The organism is Candidatus Peribacteria bacterium, assembly GCA_023038255.1.
GTDB lineage: Bacteria > Patescibacteriota > Gracilibacteria > Peribacterales > Peribacteraceae > CALREJ01.
Map to the genome: position 1 here is coordinate 117,522 of CP082927.1, position 25,840 is coordinate 143,361.

The 25,840-nt window shown below is 51.9% G+C and carries 11 protein-coding genes and 1 tRNA gene; 7 read left to right on the forward strand and 5 right to left on the reverse strand.

Going from position 1 to position 25,840, the window contains the following annotated elements; all coding sequences use genetic code 11:
• Positions 1-26: 26 nt before the first annotated feature.
• The 4 genes from K8942_00575 (at position 27) to K8942_00590 (ending at position 15,630) form a co-directional block, all read left to right on the forward strand.
• Positions 27-1,343 carry a hypothetical protein gene (locus K8942_00575; GenBank protein ID UPA22695.1) on the forward strand — a complete coding sequence of 439 codons (1,317 nt, stop codon included), beginning with the start codon at positions 27-29 and terminating at the stop codon, positions 1,341-1,343.
• A 120-nt stretch (positions 1,344-1,463) separates the two neighbouring features.
• Positions 1,464-3,860 (forward strand): tetratricopeptide repeat protein, encoded by a 2,397-nt coding sequence (locus K8942_00580; GenBank protein ID UPA22696.1) that lies wholly within the window; start codon positions 1,464-1,466, stop codon positions 3,858-3,860.
• 5 nt (positions 3,861-3,865) lie between these two features.
• Entirely contained in the window at positions 3,866-9,706 is a 5,841-nt protein-coding gene (locus tag K8942_00585; protein UPA22697.1) for a hypothetical protein, read from the forward strand.
• A gap of 131 nt (positions 9,707-9,837) precedes the next feature.
• On the forward strand, positions 9,838-15,630 hold the full coding sequence (locus K8942_00590) for a hypothetical protein (GenBank protein ID UPA22698.1): 5,793 nt from the start codon (positions 9,838-9,840) through the stop codon (positions 15,628-15,630).
• On the opposite strand, the gene K8942_00595 is transcribed toward K8942_00590, so the two are convergent.
• The 3 genes from K8942_00595 to K8942_00605 form a co-directional block, all read right to left on the reverse strand.
• Positions 15,627-16,280, reverse strand: coding sequence for a class I SAM-dependent methyltransferase (locus K8942_00595; protein ID UPA22699.1), 654 nt, complete (start codon positions 16,278-16,280; stop codon positions 15,627-15,629). The two genes, K8942_00590 and K8942_00595, sit on opposite strands and share 4 nt — an antisense overlap.
• 4 nt (positions 16,281-16,284) lie before the next feature.
• Positions 16,285-18,123: a hypothetical protein gene (locus tag K8942_00600; protein ID UPA22700.1), complete on the reverse strand. Its 1,839-nt coding sequence runs from the start codon at positions 18,121-18,123 to the stop codon at positions 16,285-16,287.
• 200 nt (positions 18,124-18,323) lie between these two features.
• Positions 18,324-20,417, reverse strand: a complete 2,094-nt coding sequence (locus tag K8942_00605; GenBank protein ID UPA22701.1) for a hypothetical protein — start codon at positions 20,415-20,417, stop codon at positions 18,324-18,326.
• A 263-nt stretch (positions 20,418-20,680) separates the two neighbouring features.
• On the opposite strand from K8942_00605, the gene K8942_00610 reads away from it, so the two are divergent.
• Together K8942_00610 and K8942_00615 are read left to right on the forward strand one after the other, a co-directional pair.
• Positions 20,681-20,756: transfer RNA gene (locus K8942_00610), tRNA-Trp, on the forward strand.
• 76 nt (positions 20,757-20,832) lie between these two features.
• Positions 20,833-21,702, forward strand: coding sequence for a M23 family metallopeptidase (locus tag K8942_00615; protein ID UPA22702.1), 870 nt, complete (start codon positions 20,833-20,835; stop codon positions 21,700-21,702).
• Here the strand turns inward: K8942_00615 and K8942_00620 are convergent.
• Positions 21,639-22,607, reverse strand: a complete 969-nt coding sequence (locus K8942_00620; GenBank protein UPA22703.1) for an ion transporter — start codon at positions 22,605-22,607, stop codon at positions 21,639-21,641. The genes K8942_00615 and K8942_00620 overlap by 64 nt on opposite strands.
• A 51-nt stretch (positions 22,608-22,658) precedes the next feature.
• Entirely contained in the window at positions 22,659-23,690 is a 1,032-nt protein-coding gene (dgt, locus tag K8942_00625) for a dNTP triphosphohydrolase (protein ID UPA22704.1), read from the reverse strand.
• A gap of 256 nt (positions 23,691-23,946) precedes the next feature.
• Here dgt and K8942_00630 point away from each other — a divergent pair, with 256 nt between their 5' ends.
• On the forward strand, positions 23,947-25,734 hold the full coding sequence (locus K8942_00630; GenBank protein UPA22705.1) for a tetratricopeptide repeat protein: 1,788 nt from the start codon (positions 23,947-23,949) through the stop codon (positions 25,732-25,734).
• The last annotated feature ends 106 nt before the right edge of the window (positions 25,735-25,840 follow it).

The following is a 25,840-nucleotide window of genomic DNA, read 5'->3' on the forward strand; positions in this document are numbered from 1 at the left end:
TGGAAATCCATACACACAAACCTTCTATGCGTAGCTTTGTCTCACTTCCGTGGAAACGCGCACTCGCCGCGGCATCAGCCGTTGCAGTTGTTGCGAGTCAGACAGCCATGGCAGCCTCCTCATGGGCGCCGACACTGCTTGTGAACACAGAATCATTCCAGACTATTGATGAAGGTGATGGATCAACAAACATTGTCATCCGCTTCGGACAGACTCTCCTTGAAACCATTACATACGACCGCACCCTGAACCGGTTCCAGTTCTCCAAAGGAATCAGCGTCCTTGGTACCATGTCCGGTTCCGCTTTGCGCGTCGATCGTAATGCAGACATCTGGGGAAATCTCAGTGCATCCGGCTCCGTGAAAGCGGAAGGTGGATTCACAGGTACGACACTCCGCTTGAGCGGTCCTGCAGATATTCAGGGAGGAACAAATGGAACACTGACTGCATCCGGTGCTATCCGTACAGGTGGAGACATTACCATTAACTCCAAGAACACATCGAATGATGCGGTCTTGAACTTCGGTAATGCGACACAGGCACAGACATTGAAGTTCTTAAACGGTGCACAGAAGTTTGAATTCAGCAAAGGATTGAATGTAAAAGGCACACTCTCCGGTGCTGCGCTCACGGTGAACGGCAACGCCAATATCGGCGGTGCACTGACCGCGACCGGTTCTATTCGTACCAAGGGTAACCTCTCCGGTTCTACGTTGACCGTGGATGGAAACCTGACACTGCACGGCGTGACATACAATGCCCCATCCACACAGGGTGGTGCCAACACCTTCCTGAAAAATGACGGTGCGGGCAACCTGACATGGGCCAATGCCGCTGTCGGAAACGGAAGCGGAAACATTATGTCCCTGCATCCGGAATATCCGAATGCCGTGTACTTCTCCTCCGGCTCCACCTACATCGGTCAGCTGACTGCATCCGGCGGAACAAGCTCTTTGGAGAACGCCTACGTCTGGACCTCCAGCAAGGTTGCTGCCAATGATTACTGGATCTCCACCCGCGTCAGACTGCCGGATAACTTCTCTACCTGGGATGCTGTAAAGCCGATTGAATTCCGCTATAAGACGGGTGTTGCCTCTGCAGCAAACAACTACCTGACTGTGAAAATGCGCGATACAGCCGGTGCGGTTGTGAACCTCACAAACGGTGGCAACCTCGCCAACACATCCTGGACGACTGCCAGTATTACCGGTCCGCAGGCAGGCGGCACCTGGACTCCGAAGGGATATTTCACGATTTACATCAAGCTCGCAGCCAACAATACGGCCGGTGCCAATGCTGCTGCCGGATTCCTGAATCTGAATATCGAAACGACGACGCCGTAAGCAGTACTCACAGTGTCAGAAGTAATGCAGGTGCCATCCAAAGGGGGTGGCACTTTTTTGTCAGTAGAATCTTGCTTCCTTCTGGTGTCAGAGACAGGGTTCCGTGTACACTTTGGCGCGATGATGACGCGTGCAGCAAGTATCCGTTCATTTCTTTTTTCCGTCAGCACACTGCGTGTTGGTGCGTTGTTTGTAGGTGTGCTTGCTATTGGCTGGATCTGCACCTTTAAAATCATGGATCGCGATTTCTGGTGGCATATCAAAGCGGGAGAAATTTTCCTGCAGACAGGCCGCATGATTGTGACCGATCCGTTTGCCTATGCACGCGAAGGCATGGCATACCTGGCAACGCATGAATGGCTGGCACAGATCATGCTCTATTTAGTCTACGCATCCGGCGGATTCACGGGGATTATTCTGTTCCGCGCCGTCATTGCCACTGTGTCGGTCGGGTTGCTTCTGTTGCTCGCAAAAAAGCCGCGCATTGTGTATACGGTTCTTGCCGTTTGGGCGATTGTTATTACCAAAGGGAGTTTTCTGGAGCGGCCGCAGCTGTTTACCTTCGTGTTGTTTGCTGCATTTATTCTGCTTGCATTCCGCTTTCTGGATGCCGGGTCTGAGCGTATCCGTCGCTCTATTTGCGCGGGATTCATTGCGCTGGAAATTCTGTGGGTCAATATGCATGGAGGAGCAGCATTACTCGGATGTGCCATTGTCACATTCTTATTGTTACAAACCACCACGGATATCTTCCTGCTGCGTCAGCGGGAGTCTTTGCGCACTGCACTTCTGCTGATCGGGACATTGGTGCTGATGGCCATTGCACTTGTTCTGCCGCCAAACGGATTCGGGACTATTCACTATATTATTCAGCTGATGAGTGACCAGACCATCGCGTTTATTGCCGAATGGCAGCCGCGCAACTGGGGGCTCTACCTGAGTGAACTCTGGCTGTTTTTTGTACTGGGTGTTCTTGCGCTCTGTATGGGGCGAAGGCATTGGGTCTTTAATACATTGCTTCTGCTGGCAACCGCGTACCTGTCCCGACAGGCATTCCGTCACGAAATTCTCTTCATCTTTGCATCGATCGCTACCTGTTTCTATCAGCTTGAGAGAAGTGAGCGTATGGAGCGTGTATGGGAATGGATTGCCGCAAGACGGACGAGTGTCAGAATTATTGCAGCTATCGTTCTGCTCCTGCTTGCCCGCCATGCGTACACACGCTCCTTCGGCTTTGAACGCCAGGATAATCTCTTCGGGTTCGGTCAGTTCGATCTCGCCCGCGGTGCGTACGATTTCATCGAGCGCGAAAAAATCACGGGCAACATGTTCAACACCTATGGCATCGGCGGATACCTGATCTACCGGGGCTACCCCGATCGCAAAGTCTTCATCGACGGACGCAACGTCGACTATGGTTTTGACTACATGGCGCGTGCGTATGCAGCAGGTGTGAATCCGGAGCGATGGAAGGAGCTGACAGATACCTACAACATCACGTATGCCATCGTCGATTACGATGCCATCAAACAGGCGGATCGTTTGCCATACAGTTTCCACCTCGATACCAATCCCGAGTGGGTACCGGTGTATGTGGATGACTGGACAGCGGTCTACCTGAAGAGGACACCCGACAATCAACCGCTCATCGACCGCCTGCACTACACGTACGTGGACCCGACGAACCTGCAATTTCACGATGATTTCCCGGAGGCAACGGGCATCGCTCGAGAGCAGCTTGTGACCGAACTGCGTCGTGTCCAGACCGATAATCCACAAGGCATAAAAGCCACAATGGCTCTGGCGAAAATGGCCCTCACCGATGGTCAGTTGGATGAGGCAAAAACACTGGTGGAGAGAGCACGGAAGATGCAGCCGTATAATCCCGAACCCCTTGCGATCCTTGCAGTTATTTATACCAGACAGGAGCAATGGCAACAGGCTGCCGATACCTACTCTGAGGTTCTGCGCTTGGCCGGTGACAACTATCCGAACATCAACTACACCTATATCGCCTCTATTTTCCAGAAAGCAGGTCGTCCGTGGACGGCATGGTATTACCGGTTGGGATCTGCGAAGGAAGCTCCTGTTGTTCCGGCCCAGATGTCGGGAAGCAGCATTCCCGCTGCAGACAGTAAAGGACTCTCCGTCAATCCTGCAGCAGACGCACTCGAACTGGCGGATTTGGGCGTGGCACAGGCGGGTTCCGGACAGCTGATAGAAGCGGAACAATCCTTCCGCACATCGCTGATGATCAATCCGGGAAATCCGGCAACATGGAATAATCTCTGTGCATTGCTCATCAGCCTGAAGCGTTACCCGGAAGCAGCGGATGCCTGTAAGCGTGCGGTGGAGATCGACGAAAAATTCGGCGATGCGCACTACAATCTCGCACTCGCGTATTATTGGAGCGGATCAAAAAAAGATGCAGAGGCCGAGGCATTGCTCGCAAAGAAGCACGGACGAAAAGAAGAAAGTGACGCATTGCTTGTGCTTATCCGGAAAATGAAACCCTAATTTTCATGTCTTCTGCAACCCCTGCATCCAAAGCGGCACACTACAGACTCTGCCTCTCCGTGTGCATGGTGGTGTCTCTGGGTATTACATCTGTTCCGCATGCGTATGCCATCGAAAGTTTCCTGCCTGCAGCGTACGTTCTTGGCCAGGATGACGGGACGGTGAGCGCTCCGGAGCCGATTTATACAAAGGGAACGGCAAACAACGCTGCACATAAACTGGGACTCAATGCTCCCGCCGGAGGTATTGTAATGGATACAACGGATCATAGACTCTTTGTGTCCGACACCTCGAATCATCGCGTGCTTGTCTATGGTCTCGACGTTAGTAACAATCTTATCGACCGTATTCCCGATAATGTATTGGGACAGGAGAATTTTTGGGGCAATACTGCTGCCGCCACACAGTCCGGTATGAGTACGCCGAACGGCATTGATTTTGATGATGATAATAACCGTCTGTTTGTCACACAGGGGGTTAGTACCACAAGTGCTCGTGTCACGGTTTATGATGTCACGGCAATTACGGACGGAGAAAATGCAGTCAATGTGTTGGGCCAGGTAAGCTTTACGGCAAACGCCGCCGCCAGTACGCAGGAAGGTCTGCGTTTGCCTACGGGTGTAGCGTACGACAGCGTGAATAATCGTCTCTTTGTTGCACAAAATACAGGGAACCGCGTGACTGTTTTCGATACCACAGTCATCAGCGATGGTGAACCTGCCATCAACGTTCTGGGGCAAACGGATTTTACGACTATTACCGCTGCGACCACTCAGGCCGGCATGAACGTGCCGTTTGATGTTGCTCTGAGCGGCAGCACTACTTTGTTCGTGTCTCAGGGAACAGGAAACCGCGTCACTGCGTATAACGTCGGCGACGGTATCACGGATGGCGAAAACGCCATTAAGGTTCTTGGACAGGCGAACTTCACCGCCACCGCACTTGGCAATACGCAGGTCGGCATGAACGCCCCCCGCGGCATTGCGTATGATTCGGTCGCAAAAAAATTGTACGTCTCACAGACAACCGGGAACCGCGTGACGGTGTATAATCTGGCTGACGGTATTACCGATGGTGAAAACGCCATCAATGTACTCGGGCAAACGCTTTTTACCACCATAACTGCAGGAGTGACACAGGCTGGTCTGAGCGGTCCGATGGGTGTCTATATTGATAAGGCAAACAGCAAACTCTATGTGCCACAATCAGGAGCGAGCCGTGTGTCGGTGTTCGATGTTGCCGCTATCACCAACGGAGAAAATGCTGCAGATGTTTTGGGGCAAAGTGATGACAGTCTTACGGCCCCCCTGCCTATCTATACAAAAGGGACCGCGAATAACGCGTCACTCAGGACAGGTATGAACGCACCTTGGGGCGTTGCCGTAGATGGCATCAATCATCGCCTGTTCGTCACCGACGGTACCAATAACAGAGTGCTGGTGTATAACCTTACTACAGACAATATTTTGATTGACCGGACGCCGGACAATGTCCTTGGCCAGGCGAATTATTACAGCAATGCTACTGCCACGACACAGGCAGGCATGACCTTCCCTATTGCGCTCAGTTTTGATGAAGTAGGGAACCGGCTTTTTGTTGCGGACAACACCAACAACCGTGTGCTTGTCTTCGATACAGCGAGCATTACCGACGGGGAAAATGCAACGGGGGTGATAGGGCAGGCCAACTTCACATTAGCCACTGTCGCTATTACACAGGATAGTACCCGCCTCCCGAGAGCGCTTGCATACGACAGCACGTCCGGTCACTTATATGTGGCGGATTTTTTCAGTAATAGAATTGTTGTGTTCGATGCCACGACCGTGGTGAACGGGGAGCTTGCCATTAATGTGATTGGTCAGGACGAAGGAACGGTCGGTTCCCCGCAGCCTATTTATTCAAAATCGACAGCCAATAATGCTGCACATAAACTCGGGCTGGATACGCCGACCATTGGAGTGGTTATGGACACGGTGGATCACCGGCTGTTTGTCTCGGATACCACCAACAACCGTGTGCTTGTCTATAATCTGGATGCGAATAATGAGCTTCTGGACCGGACACCGGATAATGTGCTCGGACAATTGAATTTCTATGCCAACGCTCTTGGAAACACGCGCATAGGATTAAGAACCCCAAACGGACTGGCCTATGATCACACGGGAAAACGGCTGTTTGTGGCGGAAGCATCCAGTAACCGCGTCAAGATTTTTGATGTCGCAAGTATTACTGATGGAGAGGAGGCTCTGAATGTACTCGGTCAGACCTTATGGACAGGCAGTAACCAGGGAACCACGCAGTCCACCATGAACGTCCCCACAGGAGTCAGCTATGATGATGCAACAGACCGTCTCTATGTTGCGGAGAACACCAATAACCGCGTACTTGTATTCGATCTGGCAGCTGGGTATACGGATTATCCCAACGCAGAAAATTTACTCGGCCAGTACGACGAAACCAGTCTGACTGCGCCGGTTCCGATGTACACAAAAACGGTGGCAAATAACGGACCAAACAGATTGGGATATAGCAGCCCGACCTATGGCCTGACCATGGATACTGTTGACCACCGCTTGTTTGTGAGCGATATGAGCAATCATCGGGTCCTTGTCTACAATCTGGATACCAATAATCTGCTGCTGGACCGCATTCCGGATAACGTTCTTGGACAGGTGAATTTCTATGCCGGCACGCTTGGTTCGACACAGAACGGTATGAACGCCCCCATGGGTCTGGCGTATGACAGTAACGGGAAGCGTTTATTTGTGGCACAGGAAACGGGCAACCGTGTGACGGTGTATGATGTCACGTCCATTACGGACGGAGAAAATGCTGTCAATGTTCTGGGGCAGACGAACTTTACAACCGTTACGGCAGCTCAGACGCAGGCAGGTATGAATAACCCCGATGATCTTGTCTATGACAGTGCAAATAACAGGCTGTTTGTTTCTCAGGTGACCGGAGCACGCGTGACCGTGTACGACGTTGCTACTATTTCAAACGGAGAAAATGCCATCAATGTTCTGGGGCAGGTGGACTTTACCACTGGTGGAGTTGCAGTGACTCAATCCCGTATGTGGGCACCTGCGGGCCTTGCGTTCGATCCGGCGCGGCAGTTTCTTTTTGTATCCCAATCCACTCCCAACCGCGTGACTGTCTACGATGTGACGTCTATTACCGACGGTGAAAACGCCATCAATGTTCTGGGTCAGACAACCTTTGTGGCCAATGCTGCAGGCACCACACAAGGCGGTATGAATTCCCCCCGCGGCGTGTCGTACCATAGCGGCAGTCAGATTCTTTTCGTGGCACAAACCGGTGCAAATCGTGTAACAGCGTATGATCTTGCGTCCATCACGGATGGCGAAAATGCCATCAATGTGCTTGGTCAGGGGACTTTCACTGTGGGCACGGCAGCAACAACACAGGCCGGCATGAATCTTCCGTATGCCGTCTATACCGATGTCGCCAATAACCTGCTGTACGTCCAGCAATCAACCGCCAACCGCGTTTCCATCTTCGATATTGCCTCCATCACCGATGGAGAAAACGCTGTTGATCTTCTGGGGCAGACGGACGACAACCTTGCGGCACCCGGTCCTGTGTATACCAAGGGTGCTATTCACAATGGTCCCAATATCCTCGGGCTCAGTAACCCCTACCTCGGTCTGGCACTGGACTCTACTGATCACCGGTTGTTTGTGTCGGACAACACCAATAACCGCGTCCTTGTCTATAATCTGGATACTGACGATGCTCTTCTTGACCGCGTTCCGGATGCCATACTGGGGCAGAGTAATTTTTATACCGGTACTCAGGTACAGTCACAGGCAGGGCTCAACTCCCCCATGGGTCTTGCGTATGACGATGCAAATAACCGCCTCTTTGTGTCGCAGGGTTCGGGCAATCGTGTGACCGTATTTGATGCGGCAACAATCACCAATGGCGAAAATGCCGTCAATGTCCTGGGTCAAACAACATTTACTGGTTTTACACAGGCCACTACGCAGGCAGGGCTGAATACTCCTCAGGACCTTGTCTATGACGATGCAAATAGCCGCTTGTTTGTAGCTCAGAGTAACGGTAATCGTGTGTCCGTGTATGACACGGCAAGTATTACGGATGGCGAAAATGCCATCAATGTCCTGGGCCAGACAACCTTTACTGCAACAACCGCTGCGACCACGCAGGCTGGTATGAATGTGCCTAGAGGCCTCGCTCTCAGTGGCAGCACCACTCTGTTTGTCTCGGAGGGGTCAGGCAACCGCGTGACAGTATATGATGTTACTGCCATTACGGATGGGGAAAATGCGATCAACGTCCTTGGTCAGGCGAACTTTACCGCAACCACGGCAGCTACCACGCAGGTCGGCATGAACGCCCCCGTTGGTGCTTCCTATGACGAAACAAATAAAATACTGTATGTCGTTCAGAATACCGGAAGGAGTGTACTCTCCTACAATCTTGCCGATGGGATTACAAACGGGGAAAACGCCGTGAACGTCATCGGGCAGCCGAACTTTACAACCGCCACCTCCAGTGCCGACCAGAATAATCTCTCTCTTCCCAATGGCGTTCTAGTCGATAGCGCTCATAACCGGCTCTACGTTATAGATGGTTCTACTGCAAACCGTGTTTTGGTCTTTCATCTCCGGCCGGGCATTGGTAACGGAGAAAATGCCGTGAGTGTGCTGGGGCAGGCGAATTTCACCACTGCCACCGCAGCCACCACACAGGCGGGCATGAACGTCCCGTACGACACGGCCCTCAGCGGCAGTACCACTCTGTTTGTTTCTCAGGGAACGGGGAATCGTGTTACTGCGTATAATATCGGAGATGGTATCACGGACGGAGAAAACGCCATTAAAGTTCTCGGACAGGCAACATTCACCGCTACCGCACTCGGCAATACGCAGGTCGGTATGAACGCCCCCCGCGGCATTGCCTATAACCCTGTCACCAAGACACTTTTTGTATCCCAAACAACAGGCAACCGTATTACCACCTACAATCTTGGTGACGGTATTACCGATGGAGAAAATGCTGTGAATGTTCTTGGTCAGGCCGGATTCACCACCATTGCCGCTGCCGTGACGCAGGGGGGTCTCAGCGGTCCCACCGGTGTCTATATTGATTCTGCCAATAGCAAACTCTACGCCCCGCAGTCGGCTGCCAACCGTGTCTCTGTCTTTGATATTGCCACTATTACAAACGGGGAACCGGCGGTGAATCTTCTTGGACAGACAGACAATGATCTCAACCCACCCGGGCCTGTCTATACAAAAGGAACTGCCAACAATGCAGCGTACAAAATGGGGTTGAGTGCGCCGCAGGGGCTCGCTGTTGATGCAGTGAATCACCGGCTCTTTGTCTCGGATACCACCAACAACCGCGTGCTTGTGTATAACCTGTCTGTCGGGAATGTGCTCATTGATACACAGCCGGATAATGTCCTGGGGCAGGCGAATTTCTACGATAATGCCATCGCCACTACGCAAGCAGGCCTCAGCGGTCCTATCGGACTTGTTTTTGATTCCACTAATAATTTGTTGTATGTCGCAGATGGAACAAACAACCGTGTGGTGACGTATGACACTGCCAGTATTACCGATGGGGAGAACGCAGTCGCTGTGCAGGGGCAGGCGAGCTATATAGTTGCTACCGCCGGAACAACCCAATTCGGATTGTCCGCCCCCAAACAACTTGCCTACGACAGTACATCCGGCCAGTTATTTGTGGGGGATAGTGGAAATAACCGCGTTATTATTTACACAGTGAATCCGCCTACAGAGGTAGTAGAACCAGCTGCAGGTGGAGGGGATATTTTCCATTTCTTCGGATGGTGATGGTGATTGATGTATGTGGTAAGTGATCTGCTGAATGTTGTATAGGATATGAAGAGATATTCCCCTCATTTCATACTTCGATATTCAGCCTTCCATAGTACAATACTCATATTCACAAGCCCTCCTTCCCATTGGCTCTTCGCCGTACGACTGCTGTTATTTTGACAGTGTTGCTTTGTACGACAGGTATCCCGGATGCCTTTGCCCTTGCTGCAAGCTATGTCATCGGGCAGGACGATGGGACGGTGAGTGCGCCGCTTCCGATCTATACAAAAGGAACAGCGCAGAATGCTGCGCATAAATTGGGACTGAGCTTGGCATCCTTGACTGCGGGCGGGATTGTGATGGACACAACCGATCACCGGTTGTTTGTGACAGACACAGGCAATCACCGTGTCCTGGTGTATGGCCTTGATGCAGGGAATGCTCTGGTGGATCGCATTCCGGATAATGTCATCGGTCAGTTGAATTTTTATGCCAACAGCACGGGGCAGACGCAATCCACGCTCAGCCTGCCGTTGGGTCTTGAATATGACGATACAAATAACCGTTTGTTTGTTGTGGGAAGCGCAGCCAACCGCGTGACGGTATACGATGTTACATCTATCACTGATGGTGAAAACGCAATCAACGTCCTTGGTCAGCCGTCCTTTACCACCAGTTCAGCTGCCACCACGCAGGAGGGTTTGAATGCTCCGGTAAGTCTGGCGTATGACAGTACCAATAACCGTTTGTTTGTGGCACAAACCACCGGTAACCGCGTGTCTGTTTTCGACATAACGGCGATTTATGACGGGGAGCCCGCTGTAAGCGTTCTTGGCCAGGCGAATTTCACCACTGCAACCGCCGCCACCACACAGGCGGGCATGAACGTTCCGTACGATGTAGCGCTGAGTGGCAGCACCACGCTCTTCGTGTCGCAGGGAACGGGACACCGCGTCACTGCCTATAACATCGGCGACGGTATTACCGACGGCGAAAATGCCATCAAAGTCCTTGGCCAGGCGAACTTCACCGCCACTGCACTCGGCAATACGCAGGTTGGTATGAATGCTCCCCGCGGTCTTGCATACAACTCCGTCAATAAAATGCTCTACGTCTCCCAGACAACAGGAAACCGCGTGACTGTCTATAACCTCGGAGACGGTATTACCGATGGAGAAAATGCGGTGAGCGTCCTTGGGCAATCGGTGTTCACGGTCATTACTGCTGCTACTACTCAGGCAGGATTAAGCTCTCCTGCCGGTCTGTATGTGGATAGGGCCAACAGCAAACTCTATGTACTGCAAGCGGGATCAAACCGCCTGTCTATTTTTGATGTTGCCTCCATCACAAATGGTGAAAATGCCGTCGACCTTCTGGGTCAGACTGACGACAGTCTTACCGCTCCGTCGCCTATCTATACCAAAAGCACTGCGAATAACGCGTCCTATAAAATGGGGCTGAGCGCTCCCTTTGGTCTGACGGTGGATAGTACGTATCACCGGTTATTCGTGGTGGATTCCAGCAACAACCGTGTGCTTGTGTACAACCTGACTGCAGACAATATTCTGGAGGATACCGTGCCCGACAATGTATTGGGGCAGGCATTTTTCTATACCAATGCAACAGGGGTCACGCAGTCAACGCTCAGCGCTCCTAATGCAGCAGGTTTTGATCCGGCTGGGAACAGATTATTCGTGTCGGATGGTACCAATAACCGAATTCTGGTATTCGATACCGCCAGCATTACCGACGGAGAAAACGCTGTAGGCGTATTGGGACAGGCGAACTACACCACTGCCACCAGCGGTTCGTCACAAGCCAATCTGTCGGCGCCGCGACAGCCTGTCTACGATACTACATCGGGTCAGCTGTTTGTTGCGGATCAGAGCAATAACCGCGTGGTTATCTACGATGCCACCACGATTACAGATGGAGAACATGCCATGAATATTATCGGACAGGATGATGGAACTGTCAGTGCACCCGAACCGATCTATACCAAGGGAACTATCAATAACGGTCCTCACAAATTGGGTCTTAGCTCGCCCACGGCTGTGTCGATGGTCGTGGACACAGTGGACCACAGACTGTTTGTAGCGGACACAGGCAATAGTCGCGTGCTTGTGTATAACATGGACAGCAACAATGTCCTTTTGGACCGGACGCCGGATAGTGTGATCGGGCAGCCGAATTTTTACTCGAATGCCACCACCAACACGCGCGCAATCACGCGATCGCCAGCGGGGCTGGCGTACGATTTTACAGGGAAGCGTCTTTTTGTAGCAGAAATAAGTAACCGCGTGACGGTCTACGACGTGGCAACCATCGTGAACGGTGAAGAAGCTGTGAATGTGCTGGGGCAGACAAGTTTTACAGTGCAAAATCCTCTGACAACCCAGGCAGGCATGAACGTGCCAAACGGCATTGCGTACGACGATGCGACGGACAAGCTCTATGTCTCGCAAACCACCGGAAACCGTGTGACTGTCTACGATCTGTCCGCCGGATACGCCGACTACATGAATGCAGAGAATCTGCTTGGGCAATATGATGATTCACTGAGTGCTCCCGGCCCCATCTACACAAAATCCACTGCGCATAACGGGCCGAACAAGCTTGGCATGAGCGCCCCTTCTCTGGGCATTGCAATGGATACCACCGATCACCGCTTATTTATTTCTGATACATCGAATAACCGCGTACTTGTTTACAATCTTGATTCCGGTAACACGCTTATTGACCGGATTCCCGACAATGTGCTGGGCCAGTTAAATTTTTACACCGGTACAGTTGCTATTACACAGGCGGGATTCCAGGGGCCTATGGGTCTTGCCTACGATGATGCGCAGAACAGGCTCTTTGTTGCGGATCAAAGCAATGCCCGCGTAATGGTCTTTGATGCAACATCCATTACTAACGGCGAAAATGCCATCAATCTTCTTGGTCAGGCGACATTTACGACCAACGCCGCCGCCACCACGCAGGTGGGATTGAACCAGCCGGTTGATGTTGCATACGACAGTGCCAACAGCAGGCTCTTCGTCTCGCAAGCGACCGGCGCCAACAGAGTAACCGTTTATAACTTTGCCGATGGCATTTCGAATGGTGAGAGTGCAACAGGAGTGTTGGGTCAGTCGACATTTACAGCCACAACAGCAGCCACCACGCAGGCGGGTATGAACCTTCCGTACGGCATCGCGCTCAGTGGCAGTACTTTGTTTGTGACGCAGACGTCGGGCAATCGTGTGACCGCCTACAATCTTGCCGATGGCATTACGAATGGAGAAAACGCCGTGAATGTACTAGGTCAGGCAAACTTTACGGGTACCGCGGTGGCTGATACCCAGTCCGGTATGAGAGCGCCGCGCGGCGTCTCCTATGATTCTGCTACCAAAACGCTTTACGTCGCCCAATTCTCGGGGAACCGCGTTACAACCTATGACCTGGGCAATGGCATAACCGACGGAGAAAATGCGGTGAATGTGCTGGGTCAATCGCTGTTCACCACTCTTACTGCAGCAAGCACGCAGCCCGGCCTGAACGTGCCGTATGGAATTCTGATTGATAGCGCAAACAGCAGACTCTATGTGTCCCAATCAACAGGAAACCGGGTCTCCATCTTCGATGTTGCGTCCATTACCAATGGTGAAAATGCCGTGGACCTCCTTGGTCAGTATGACGATGATCTGGTGACACCCGGCCCCATCTACACAAAATCCGTTGCGCATAATGGACCCAATATCCATGGCCTCAGTCTTTCCATCGCCTCTTATGGAGCAGTGGAACTGGATTCCACAAATCATCGGTTGTTTCTAAGTGATACCGGCAATAACCGTGTTCTTATGTATAACCTAGATAGTGACGACCAGCTTCTCGACAATCTCCCGGATGGCGTGCTGGGGCAGGCGAACTTCTATACGAACACTGCAGCAACCACCCAATCCGGATTAAGTCTGCCACACGGACTCGCGTTCGATAGTGCGAATAACCGATTGTTTGTGGGAGAAAGAAACGGAAATCACCGCGTTGTTGCTTATGACGTTACGTCCATCACAAACGGCGAAAATGCCATCAATGTGCTCGGGCAGGCGAATTTCACATCGGCCACTGCAGCCACAACACAGGCGGGCATGAACCTTCCACTTGGTATTGAGTACAACAGTGCAACCAGTCAGTTGTTCGTGGCTCAGGATTTTGCCAACCGAGTCACTGTGTATGACGTTGCATCTATTACCGATGGAGAAAATGCCGTTGCAGTTCTGGGGCAGACAACTTTCACAGGAACATCAGCAGGAACAACGCAGGCTGCCATGTCAGGCCCCTACGATGTTGCACTCAGCGGAAGCACGCTTTTCGTTGCAATAACCGGATCCAATCGCGTCAATTTGTATGACATTGCGAGTATTACCAATGGAGAAAATGCGATCAATACATTGGGACAGGCGAATTTTACTGCAACCACTGCGGCATCGACGCAAGCCGGTATGAACGTTCCCCGTAATGTCGCGTACGATGGTATCAATAAAAGGCTCTATGTAGCCCAAGATACAGCACGCGTGACTGTCTATGATGTTGCAACCGTTACAGACGGTGAAAATGCGGTGAATGTCATAGGACAGCCTTCCTTCACCACTATAACACCGCTTGCAGATCAGCACGGACTCACAAGCCCGTCCGGTATCGAAATTGATGGCGCTCACAACAGATTGTATGTCGTAGATGCCACAATTAACCGTGTCCTTTCTTACAACACACAAGTCGGCATTGGTAACGGCGAAAATGCCGTGAGTGTGCTGGGGCAGTCAGACTTTACGACAACGACTGCTGCCACCACACAGGCGGGTATGAACATTCCGTACGATGTCACCCTCAGCGGCAGTACCACTCTGTTTGTTTCTCAGGGAACGGGAAATCGTGTGACTGCCTACAACATTGGTGACGGTATTACAAACGGAGAAAACGCCATCAAAGTTCTCGGACAGGCAACCTTCACCGCCACCGCACTCGGCAATACGCAGGTCGGTATGAACGCCCCCCGCGGCATTGCCTATAACCCTGTCACCAAGACACTTTTTGTGTCCCAAACAACAGGAAACCGTATTACCACCTACAATCTTGGTGACGGCATTACCGATGGAGAAAATGCTGTGAATGTTCTTGGTCAGCCCAGCTTCATAGTTATTTCTGCATTAGTCACCCAGCCGGGTCTCAGTGCTCCCAACGGTCTCTCTATCGACACCACCAATAACAAGCTGTATGTCCTGCAGTCCGGTGCCCACCGCGTCTCTGTCTTTGATATCGCCACTATTACAAACGGGGAAGCAGCGGTTGATGTCCTCGGGCAAAGTGACAATGACCTTAATCCTCCGGGGCCTATCTACACAAAAGGAACTGCCAACAATGCCGCGTACAAAATGGGGTTGAGTGCGCCGCAGGGCGTTGCTCTGGATAGAACCAATCACCGATTGTTTGTAGCAGATACCAACAATAACCGTGTCCTTCTGTACAATCTGACGGCTGGCAATGTTCTCATCGATACACAGCCGGATGCTGTCCTGGGGCAGCCTGCTTTCTGGAGCAATGCTGCAGGTGTCACACAAACCGGATTGAGTGCTCCCGTGTCACTTGCTTTCGATCCTGTGCATAACGAATTGTACGTAGCGGACTTCTCGGGTAATCGTATTATTGTCTACGACACCGCCAGTGTTGTCGACGGGGAAAATGCCGTTGATCTCATCGGGCAGTCCAGTTTTATAGTATCCACTGCCACAACGACACAGACTGGTCTCTCCGGTCCTAGGCAGATTGATTACGACACTGTCTCCGGGCAACTGTTTGTGTCCGAGTCCGGCAATCACCGTGTTGTTATCTACACCATCAATCCACCCAGTGATGCACCATCGGGCGGCGGGGATGAGTTCCATTTCTTCGGTTTCTAAGCCGCAGTTTTCTTTTTCAGCACAAAGAAAAACATTGACCGGCAGAATCCTTTTTTCAGAAGCACAATGTCAAAGTCTAAAAAAAGTTCCCGTAGTTCTTTCTCCGTAAATTCATTGTGAAACGGTTCATTGTGGAAGTGTGTCGAGCTTAAGAACCGGAAACGCCAGAAGAGAGAGCGTCTTGGGGTAGAACCAATCAGGACGCCGTCAGATGTGAGATGCTGTTGCATAGACAGAAGGGCCTGCCGTGGATGCACCAGATGCTCTATGACTTCGGTGCAGACAATCAGGCGGAATAGTGCGAGACTGGCGGGAAGATGCTCTGCATCCGCCTCTAAAACCCGAGCCTGCGGTGCGTAGATGGCCGCCCGCGCAAGGTGACGGGGATTCACATCCACTCCGACAGACCCTGTGGGCAGATGCCGCAGAATGAGCCCGGTGCCACAGCCGACATCAAGCCCTGGACTGTCGGGAGCAAAACGTTTGAGCAGGGAAATCATCCTGTGCTCCCGGTACCGGTGAAGAATCGCCTCGGGGCCGCGCATGTTGTCCGTCACATCGTTCCAGTCATAATCCTCAATTGTCTTATAAAAATCTTTCACATACGCGGTGTAGTCAGCATCGGTGCGGGGCGGGCGGCGGGGAGGCATGGTATCAATGAGTATAGGGAGCGGCTTTCCACGGAACGCCTGCCATTGTATAGAATTCCGCAATTGCCTGTCTGTTGATGCGTGGAGGGACCCGTTCCAGTTGTGAAAGCGACAAGACATGTTCGAGCGTCTGAGCTGCATACATCCACTCTTCACTGTTAGCATAGGCTTCCGCGAGTAATTCCTGCACCTGGATTCTATAGGGATCACGCATGCTCGCCTGCTTCAGAATCTCAACCGCTTCCGCAGGCCTTCTTTGTGAAAGCAGCAGTTGTGCCAGGAGAATATGGCCGGTCACGCCTGTCGATTTCTCAATCTGCCTGCGAAGCTCTGCTTCCAGTGCAGGAATGTCTGTGGTTGCAGTGGTATCCAGCACCGATCCGTACGCAAATCCGTCGACTGTCAGCAGCGTGTAGGCCTTACGCGCAATGAGATCCTTATTGTCTGGAATGTCCCGTACATAGACCGCAGCCCGATCATCAATGTACACCAGCTTCCATGCGGGATCAGCCGCCAGGTGAGAGATGTATGGGAACGGCAGTTGTAACGGGGATGCGCGGAAGTCGATAACGGCATAGGTGATGTCGTATTCGTCCGTTATTTTTTTCCAGAGTGCGGGATCCTTCCCTGCTTTGATAGTCTGTTCCATAAACGGCAGACCATAATCCACATACCGTCCGTCGACAAATACCTTTCGGTCCGGATACCCGCGATAGAGCAGATACGCGCCAATGTTGTATGAGTTAAACATGTTGCCGCTCACCTTCTCGCGTTCCAGAAAATCTGCAGCACCCTTTGCAGCAGCAGACACTCCGTACCCCAGCACATTTTCCCGGCGCAGCTCTGCGTTGAACCCTCTATGAAGCGCTATCCCGAGTCCGCCGAAACAGAGCAGAAGCATCACTGTGAGCATGCTTGCAGACAGCCTTTTTTCGAGCCATCGATCTATCTGTTCCCACCCGGAAAGTTGATCGGCAATGACTGCAAGTGCTGCAATACAAAACAGGAAACCATGTCGGAAGCCAAAAAATGTCAGTCCGCCAAACCCAAGAAGCAGAAGTGCGCTGAAAAGAACATGTCGTCGTCGAAGGAGTAACACTGCAGCGGATGCAAGCCAGAGCGGACCAAGATCCTGGATATGTGATGCTGGTGAGCGCGGCTGCCACTCGCGAATAAATTCCGTCGGCTTCTGTCCCAGAAAATCCACCAGCAGTGTGATATTTTCAAAGCCGTTTGGTGAGAGGAGCGAGACAAGAACCATTCCCGCCAGACATCCAAGGATTGGTAGCCATGCACGCCCGGAAAACCACTGATACGTCAAAAGAGCACCGACAATCGCGAGTCCGAAAATACTCACTGCTCCATGCATATTCACCCATAAAAACTGCAGCACGAGAAAGAGCCCCAGGCACCACAGCTGCATTGTTGTGATCCCCCATCGCACCTGTGGCGCGTTTTCATCATCGGAGCGCAGGTAAAAAAGGCAGCTTACAAGGAGTGCCGCCATGATCACAAACGTGAAGAGCTGTGGACGTATCATCAGGAGCGATCGATTGCTGAGGATGACCCATGCAGCAAGCGGTAGTGCTACAAATGTGCGTGATGGACGAATGAGAAACGGCAGACTGACTGCGAGAATTGCAAGGACTGTTCGTAGAAGAATCAGCCCTGTTGCGCCGCCTGTATTGTGAACAAGGGAGAAAAGAATCTGCGCCAGCCACTCATGCCGTGCGATGTAGGGCAGCCCCTCACGCGTGTAGGCAAAGGGGTCAATCGCAATAATCTGCCTGGTACTCCACATCATCTCCCCCGCCTTCAGATGCCACCAGATGTCCAGATCCATCACCTTGAACGCACAGGCTATTGTCCCAAAAATTAGCAGCAACCCGAAGGTCACTAACATCAGGACGAAGCCGGCGGAAGAAGTTGATCGGCTGATCCGCCTATTCTACAGGGGGAAATCCGAATATCGAAGTGTGAATTGCAGCTAGGAGGAATGAATGGAATTCATGAAAAACAAGCGTTCCGATCCCCTCAGTAACCTCAGTATCTTCGTATGCCTTTGAGAATAATCGTCACGCCGCTTCCTGCAAACGTGCTTCCCACTTGATCAATATCAATAGTCAGGACCGAGTCGGCGGGGAGAACTGTCGTTGAAAAAACAGCATTGGACCCTCCTGTTATCGCCGCCGCATCTATCTGCGGGCGTGTGCTGAAAATGCTGACGCCGTCTTTGTTGATGTCATAAATCAGTGCAGCCCCTGTCGGTGCCCCTTTTGCCTTCAGGCTGATACCGCTGAGCGTGAGAGCCATCGGCATAGTGATCTGCGGGCCTTTCATTGTTGTCACTGCCTGGGTACCGTCGAAGTACCAGATCATGCCGCCACCTGGATCTTTCCACTGCGGCGCATTGGTTCCCTGCGCAATCAGCAGTTGCCCGGACTGGCCCTTTGCATTCTGCATCAGCGTATTGCCGCTTGAGTACACGATGGCACCGGACACCGTCATATTGCTGGCCCGGATGAGTGAACCGGAAATAGTACCGACCACTTCCAGTCGTGTTTTTGGAGCAGTGGTGTTAATACCAATACGATTATTCAGTGCATCGACGGAGAGTGTATCGGTATCGAACGACAGTCCGTTCACGCCACCGCTCAGTGCAAAGTTGGTGTCATTGGCAAACGTCCAGGTGCTTGCATTGACCGTAATGGCATCGCTGATGGCATCGCCGAAGGTCAGATTGCCGTCGACCTCCAGTGCATCATTGGTTTTCAGAGTATTTGCACCGGAACGGAAGAGATTTGTATCAAATGTGCCTTGGTATCCAAACAGGAGATGCGGAGCAACGGATGTGCCTGCCGCATCAATGGCAACGGCTGCTTCGCGGTCGGTATCGGAATCAATGAATGCACCTGTGGAGTGCGATCTCTGGAGAATGGTCAGTGCGCCGCTTGTCGACTGCGCCGTGGTAATGTTGAGAGTCAGTGCGCCCGTCATCGTATCACCCTGTTTTTTAACGTACCGTTCATCGGCTGCTGTTTGGCTCATTCCTCCTCCCGGCCCTCCTCCAGACTGGTCGGTACCGCAACTGAACCGTCCTGTCGTGGAGTTGTAGAGAAGTTTATCATTGGTGGTATTGCTACAACTGGAGAGCCCTGCACCCTGGAGCGATGTGCCGAGGTACAAAGACGATCCGGATGCAGCGCCTTCAAACACAAGTGAGCCGCTGGAGCGCAGACTGTTTTTCCCGTACACGGTGGATCCGCTGATTGTGCCTGCGACCTCCAATTCCACACTGGGATTAAGTGTTCTGATACCGACTTTTCCCAATGGAGTCCCGCCCGGAGTGATAGCCAGCAGCGTATCTCCATCAACGTAGTCCGTTACTTTTGCTCCACCGTGGATATAGACAGATCCACCATCTCCAAAGAAGCCATTCGATCCACCGGAGATTTCCACGGTTCCTGCATCAGTCACGATGCCGTCACCCGCACTGATAGTGATATCTCCTCCAGCGGATCCGGCACCGCTGTCACCTGCATCAATACTGATGTTTCCACTGTCATCACCGCTGCCCCCAATCGTAATTTTTGAGCGGTTATCTGCATTTGCACCTCCCTGGAGAATCAGTTCTCCACCAATTGTTGCAGCATCACCGGCACTCACCGTGAGATTTTTACCGGTGGCTGCGGTTGTTTCCTGTACTTTCAGAACATGCGAAAGAGTATTGCCAAAGCGCAGATCTCCTCCAATGTACGCACCGGATTCCACTGCTACCGATCCGGAAGACGTAAGGAGTTTTTGCGCACGCACGTAGGCTCCGGACAATGTTCCGCTCGCACCGATATCCCCCGTCGCATACAGAGCATCATTGAATTCAAAGCGTGTGAGGATGCGGTTGTACGTGAGGGTTTTGGAAAGCGTCTCACCGAACTTCAGCACAATATTTGCAGTGCTGTCTGTATCATCAATCGACTGGAACGCTTCAGTGTTCACCAAAGCAGTTGGATTCCAGGTGGATGCAGCATCAACGGGTCCTGCAAAAATAATCACAATCAACACAGCACTCACAACAACCTCCACATGGCGTCTCAGAGCCCTAAATGTGCCGTGTATGTTTGTGAATTTTTGTGTCATGTGAATCTTCTGATTATAGCATGAAAACACTTTTTGCGCCGCTTGGGAGGACTTGCGAAATGTATAAAATAGTATGTAAGAATCATTTTTACTCTGAAAAGCATTAAAACAGACTTCTACGCCCAAAGAGAAGGTTCCCTACACCACAAAGAATCAGTACACTGCTGTCACTCTAGGCGTGTAGCTCAGTTGCACTGCCGAAGGCAGTAAGAAAACAAAAAGCTCGGTTTGAAATCGTTCTTTCCATTATACTTCCGAAACATAGGCGTGTAGCTCAGTTGGTAGAGCACAGGTCTCCAAAACCTGGGGTCGCAGGTTCGATCCCTGCCGCGCCTGCCACTCCATTCATGGACAAACAACGATCAGTATTCAGAACCGGATGGCATCGGTGATGTATTTCTGATACAATAATCTGATGCCTCAAATCGATATCCAGATCGACCGTCCCTACATGACACTCGCTCTCGTCGGTGTGATTGTTGCGGGTACCATCTATGGAAACAGTGGAACACAGGCCGAATCGCCTATGGGTGGAGACATGGACGCGGAGCAGATGAGTAACCCGGTCGTCATTGCCACGACTGCCGAAGCAGATATGGCAAAGGTTCGTGATGAGCAGTTGGTTCTTTCCAAGCGCGAAGAAATTCTCCGTGAGCAGCTCGCAGCACTCGATGATGCGATGGCAAACGGTGCGTTTGTGGATATTGATGTCTACATTGAAACACGTGATGAACTGGTGAATCTTCTCAAAGACAAAGTTGCAGCTGAACAGAAACTCGTCGAGGCTCTGCATGAATTCTGGGCGGCGGACGGGTACGCATTCGATGCATCACGCTATCAGTCTGATGATGGTTCTGCGGTTCGCTTCCTGTGGCCGGTCGAACCGGAACTCGGCATTTCCGCACGCTTTGAGGACAGCGGATATGAGAAGCGCTTTGGTATGCCGCACCATGCACTCGATATTCCCACCGCACAGGGCACTGTGATTACTGCAGCTGCAGACGGTATTGTCACCAAAGTCTCAGACCAGGGCATGGGCTTCAGCTCTATTGTCATCAGCCACAAAAACGGCATGGCAACCATGTACGGACATGTGAGCGGCTTCCTGGTTGCAGAAGGCGACACCGTCGAAGCGGGTGATCCGATTGCTCTCAGCGGAGGCACGCCGGGAACAAAAGGAGCTGGACTCCTGACAACCGGTGCGCATCTCCACGTCGCATTTTACAAAGACGGTGCTGCAGTTGATCCACTCGACTGGTTGCCGACAGACGGCGTCGATCTCTGACCGTTCTGCATTTCAAAGGACTTGTGCATGATGATGTGCGCAGCTTTCTCGTGCTTGCGGACCATTGTGATGTGAATCTGTCCCGGTGTGTCAGCGGCGGTGTCGATATCCAGTGTCCCGTACCGGAAGAGAAAGCTGAACATGCTGCTGAACGACGGCTTCACGTTTGTAATGGAAAAATAATTCACCTGATTGATGCTCCGCCCGAACAAATGCTGGTTATGGAAAATGAGTCGGAAGTTCGTGAGATAAATCACGTCGTAGTTAAAATCCAGCCAGCCTTTCAGGAGGAAGAGAAGGGCAAAAAGGACGAGCGTGAAGCCAATCCCGAGCCCGATGGGATTACCGTCTGCAAGAAGGAAAATAGCAAGACTGAAGCTGATGGCAACTGCCGGCGGAATACAGTGCAGGAATAAAAACAATGGATGCTTGCTGACGACAAACTCCACAGATTCCCCTTCCACCAGTCCTACATTTTTCTCTGTCACCTCGTCGCGGTCAGCAGCTGCACCGGCCTGCATTTCCCCCAGTTTGAAGAACCGGATGAAGCGCAGAATGCGAATGTATTCGGTCTGGAATATTCCGGTGTAGAACGGTGCAATCGAGAGCGCATCCACAATGCCGTAGAACGAAAAAAGATAGCGGATACGATTGGGTGCTGCATAAATGCGCAGAAAATATTCCACAGTGAACACGGCAACAATAAATGCTTCCATGCCATCAATGACCGTGTTGAATGTTGCGTACCCCGGAAGAAATTTAATCGGCAGAATCGCGACGGATACCAGAATCAATACGACCATCACAAAATGTAGAATCTGTCCGCTGCGGCCTCTGCCATCGTGCAGTACTGCCCAGAGATCTCTGCGGTTTTTTGCCCGGCGCTCGGAACGAGGCATGTCCATAGAAACCAGTATAGACCAACCTTCCCGCGGAGAATAAGGAAAAGAAGGGCTTTAAATGGTTTCCATCATCCCTTTTGCATAGGTATCACTCATACCGGCTACATAATCCTTCACTGCCTCAACAAGGCCGGAACCCGTGCGTTCCTGCAAATCCGTGATTTTCTGTGTGGGATGTTCATAGAGCTTGCGGCACAGTGCATCCACCACTGTCTGTCCGATAGTTGTCTGCGCAACAACCTGCGGATGTGTGTACATATGGTCCCACAGAAACTGACGAAGCTCTGTAATGCCGTGACGCATGGCGGAAGAAAATGCGATCGGGTGGGTATCCAAAGGGTTCAGTGTGGAGTGCTCCAGGAGGTCATGCACCATCATGTGCTGGAGGGCTCCGCGAATATACGTGCCGCGTTCGCGTGTCCGTTCATACGCTTCTGCTGCCAGGGGCACGCTAAGCAATTCCGTGCGAGAAAAGAGTCCGGCGTTCAATCCGTCATCACAGTCGTGCGCGTGGTAGGCAATTTCATCGGCGATATTCACAAGTTTTGCCTCGAGTGAATGCGCAATAGTCATGGAGTGCTTCTGGAGTCCTTCGAGCACTTCACGATTCAGGTTCAGCCCTGTGTACTGCGACGAATGCTTCTCGATGAGCGTAACAATTCTGTAGCTCTGTTCATTGTGTTCAAACCGCGCTCCGTGCTCTTTCATCCATGCATCAATCGCCTCTTCCCCTGCATGTCCGAACGGCGGATGCCCGATATCATGTGCGAGTGCGATGCATTCTGCGAGGTCTTCATTCAGCTGCAGCATGCGTGCCAGATCTCTGCTGATCTGCGCGACGACCATGGTATGCGTGAGGCGCGTGCGGACATGATCTCCCATTTCACCAACAGCAAACACCTGTGTCTTTGCCTGGAGTCTCAGGAAGGCGTAACTGTGAATAATGCGGTCACGGTCACGCTGGAACGGGAAGCGGGTGTCGTCTTCCTGCTCCGGAAACACGCGTCCGAGTCTGCCCTCGTGCCGCACAGCGTGCGGGGAAAGAAGTTTGTTTGCCTCGTTGATGCGCTCTGTAAGGGAAAACATAATTAGACGATAGCTTATAGCTTTTAGCTGTGAGGAGCACGTAAAAAAGGCCTAAAAGCCAAGACCAGAAAGCTAGATAAATCCCAGAAACCGTTGTGTCAGAGACGTCGCATCCCGGAAGCTCCAGGTGGGTGACCGCATCCCTGGACCACAGCCCAAGGAGATTAAGCTACCCAATAATGCGATTAGAGAAGAAACGTCAATGCACTGACGCGTGACCGAGACTGAGACGCAGTTTATCCTCTATACTCGCATCATGACCAGAGTTTTCCTCACGAAAATATGGGCACCGTGGCTGGCAGGCCTCCTCCTGCTGACATTCTTCACGTATGCGGCCAGTTTCAATAATGCATTTGTCCGCTTCGACGATAACGTCCTGATTTACCAGAATCCCGCAATCACCCATCTCTCGTTCCAGAATCTGTGGTTTATTTTCACGCATTTTGATCCTGAGCTGTATATCCCGCTTACATTTCTGACATATCAGATGATTCATACAGTGGCCGGACTGGAGCCCGCTGCGTACCACATGGCAAGTTTGTTGTTGCACTGCATCAACGCTTTGCTCGTCGCATCTGTCATCTGGTCGCTCACAAAGAAACGGTCTGTTGCACTGATTGTTGCCGCACTGTTTGCACTGCATCCGCTGCATTCGGAAGTTGTCCTGTGGGCTGCTGCCATGAAAGACGTGCTCTCCACAGCGCTCGGACTTCTCTCGCTCGCGCTCTACATACGTTTCCGTGACACGGGTGATCGCCGATTCTGGATCTGGTGCAGTGTCACATTCGCACTTGGCCTGCTTGCAAAAGTATCCATCGTCTTGTTCCCGCTGCTGTTCGTGCTTGTTGATTACATGCAGGAAAAACCGCTCGATCGCAAAGCCATCATCACCAAATGGCCGCTGTATCTGCTCTCGATTGTCTTCATCATTATCGCGCTTGCAGGAAAAAGCACAGCGCTCGGAGGAATCAGCGCCATCACGATGCTGCTGCTTTCCTTCAAGGCGTCCGCGTTCTACGTTCTGAAACTTGTCTGGCCGATGGATCTGTCCATTCTGTATCCGCAGACCACCGCAGTCTCTCTGCAAGACCCACTCATCATCGCATCCATTTTTATCGTGATCGCTCTACTCATCACCGCCTTTTTTGCACGCAGTCGCGCGCGGATGATCACTGGGGGCATCCTCTGGTATTTCCTCTTACTGCTGCCAAGTTTCAGCACATTCAATAAAAACGGCTATCTGTATTTCGCCTCTGCGCGTTACGCATATCTCCCATCCATCGGATTATTTCTGATCGTCGCGCTCGCCGCATATGTCCTGTGGCAGCGCTGGCGGGTCAGCCGTATCCCGCTCGCGATCCTTGGCGTCATCATCACCATCATTTTTGTATTCCTGACTCACCAGCAGGTTGATGTCTGGCAGAATTCCAAATCACTCTTTGGCAATGTCATCGCACGTCAGCCCGGCGCTGTGATTGCCTATAACAACTACGCAAATGACATAACCGATCCCGCAGAAGCCATCATGTATTTCCGCAAAGCAATCGCCCTCGATCCGGAGTTTCTCCTTGCCTACCGCAACATTGCCGCGCTGCATGCGAAGGTTCATGACACCGTGAAGCAACAGGCCATCTATCAGGAAGCACTACCGATCCTGTCTGCAAAAAAGAATCCGTCGGAAGACGATATCGCGCTTTTGTTTGAATACGCAGAATTGTTGGATGAGCAGGGAAACCGTGCACTGATGTTTGAGCAGCTGCAGAAAGCGATCGCCCTTGATCCGTCTTTTGCAGCAGCGCAGTACAACCTCGGCGTGAAGTTCGAGAAGTACGGCATGCTCGACCAGGCGGCACCGGCGCTGGAACGCGCGCGCGAACTCGGCGGCGACACGCCGGACACGCTTTATCACCTCGCATCCGTCTACGCACAGACCGGAAAGTTGCCGCAGGCAGCAGAACTTCTGGAGCGGCTGGTCCGCATCAATCCGCGGTACGAAAAGGCGGCGGAACATCTGGCGAATATTAAAAAGCTCTTGGGAGAGTGATGTGTAGAATAATTGACATATCCTATAAAAAGGCCTAAAAAGCTACTAAGCCATTTGGCCTTTCACAGCATTTCAGTTCACTGAACCAAGGAGAAGGAGTTCGAAG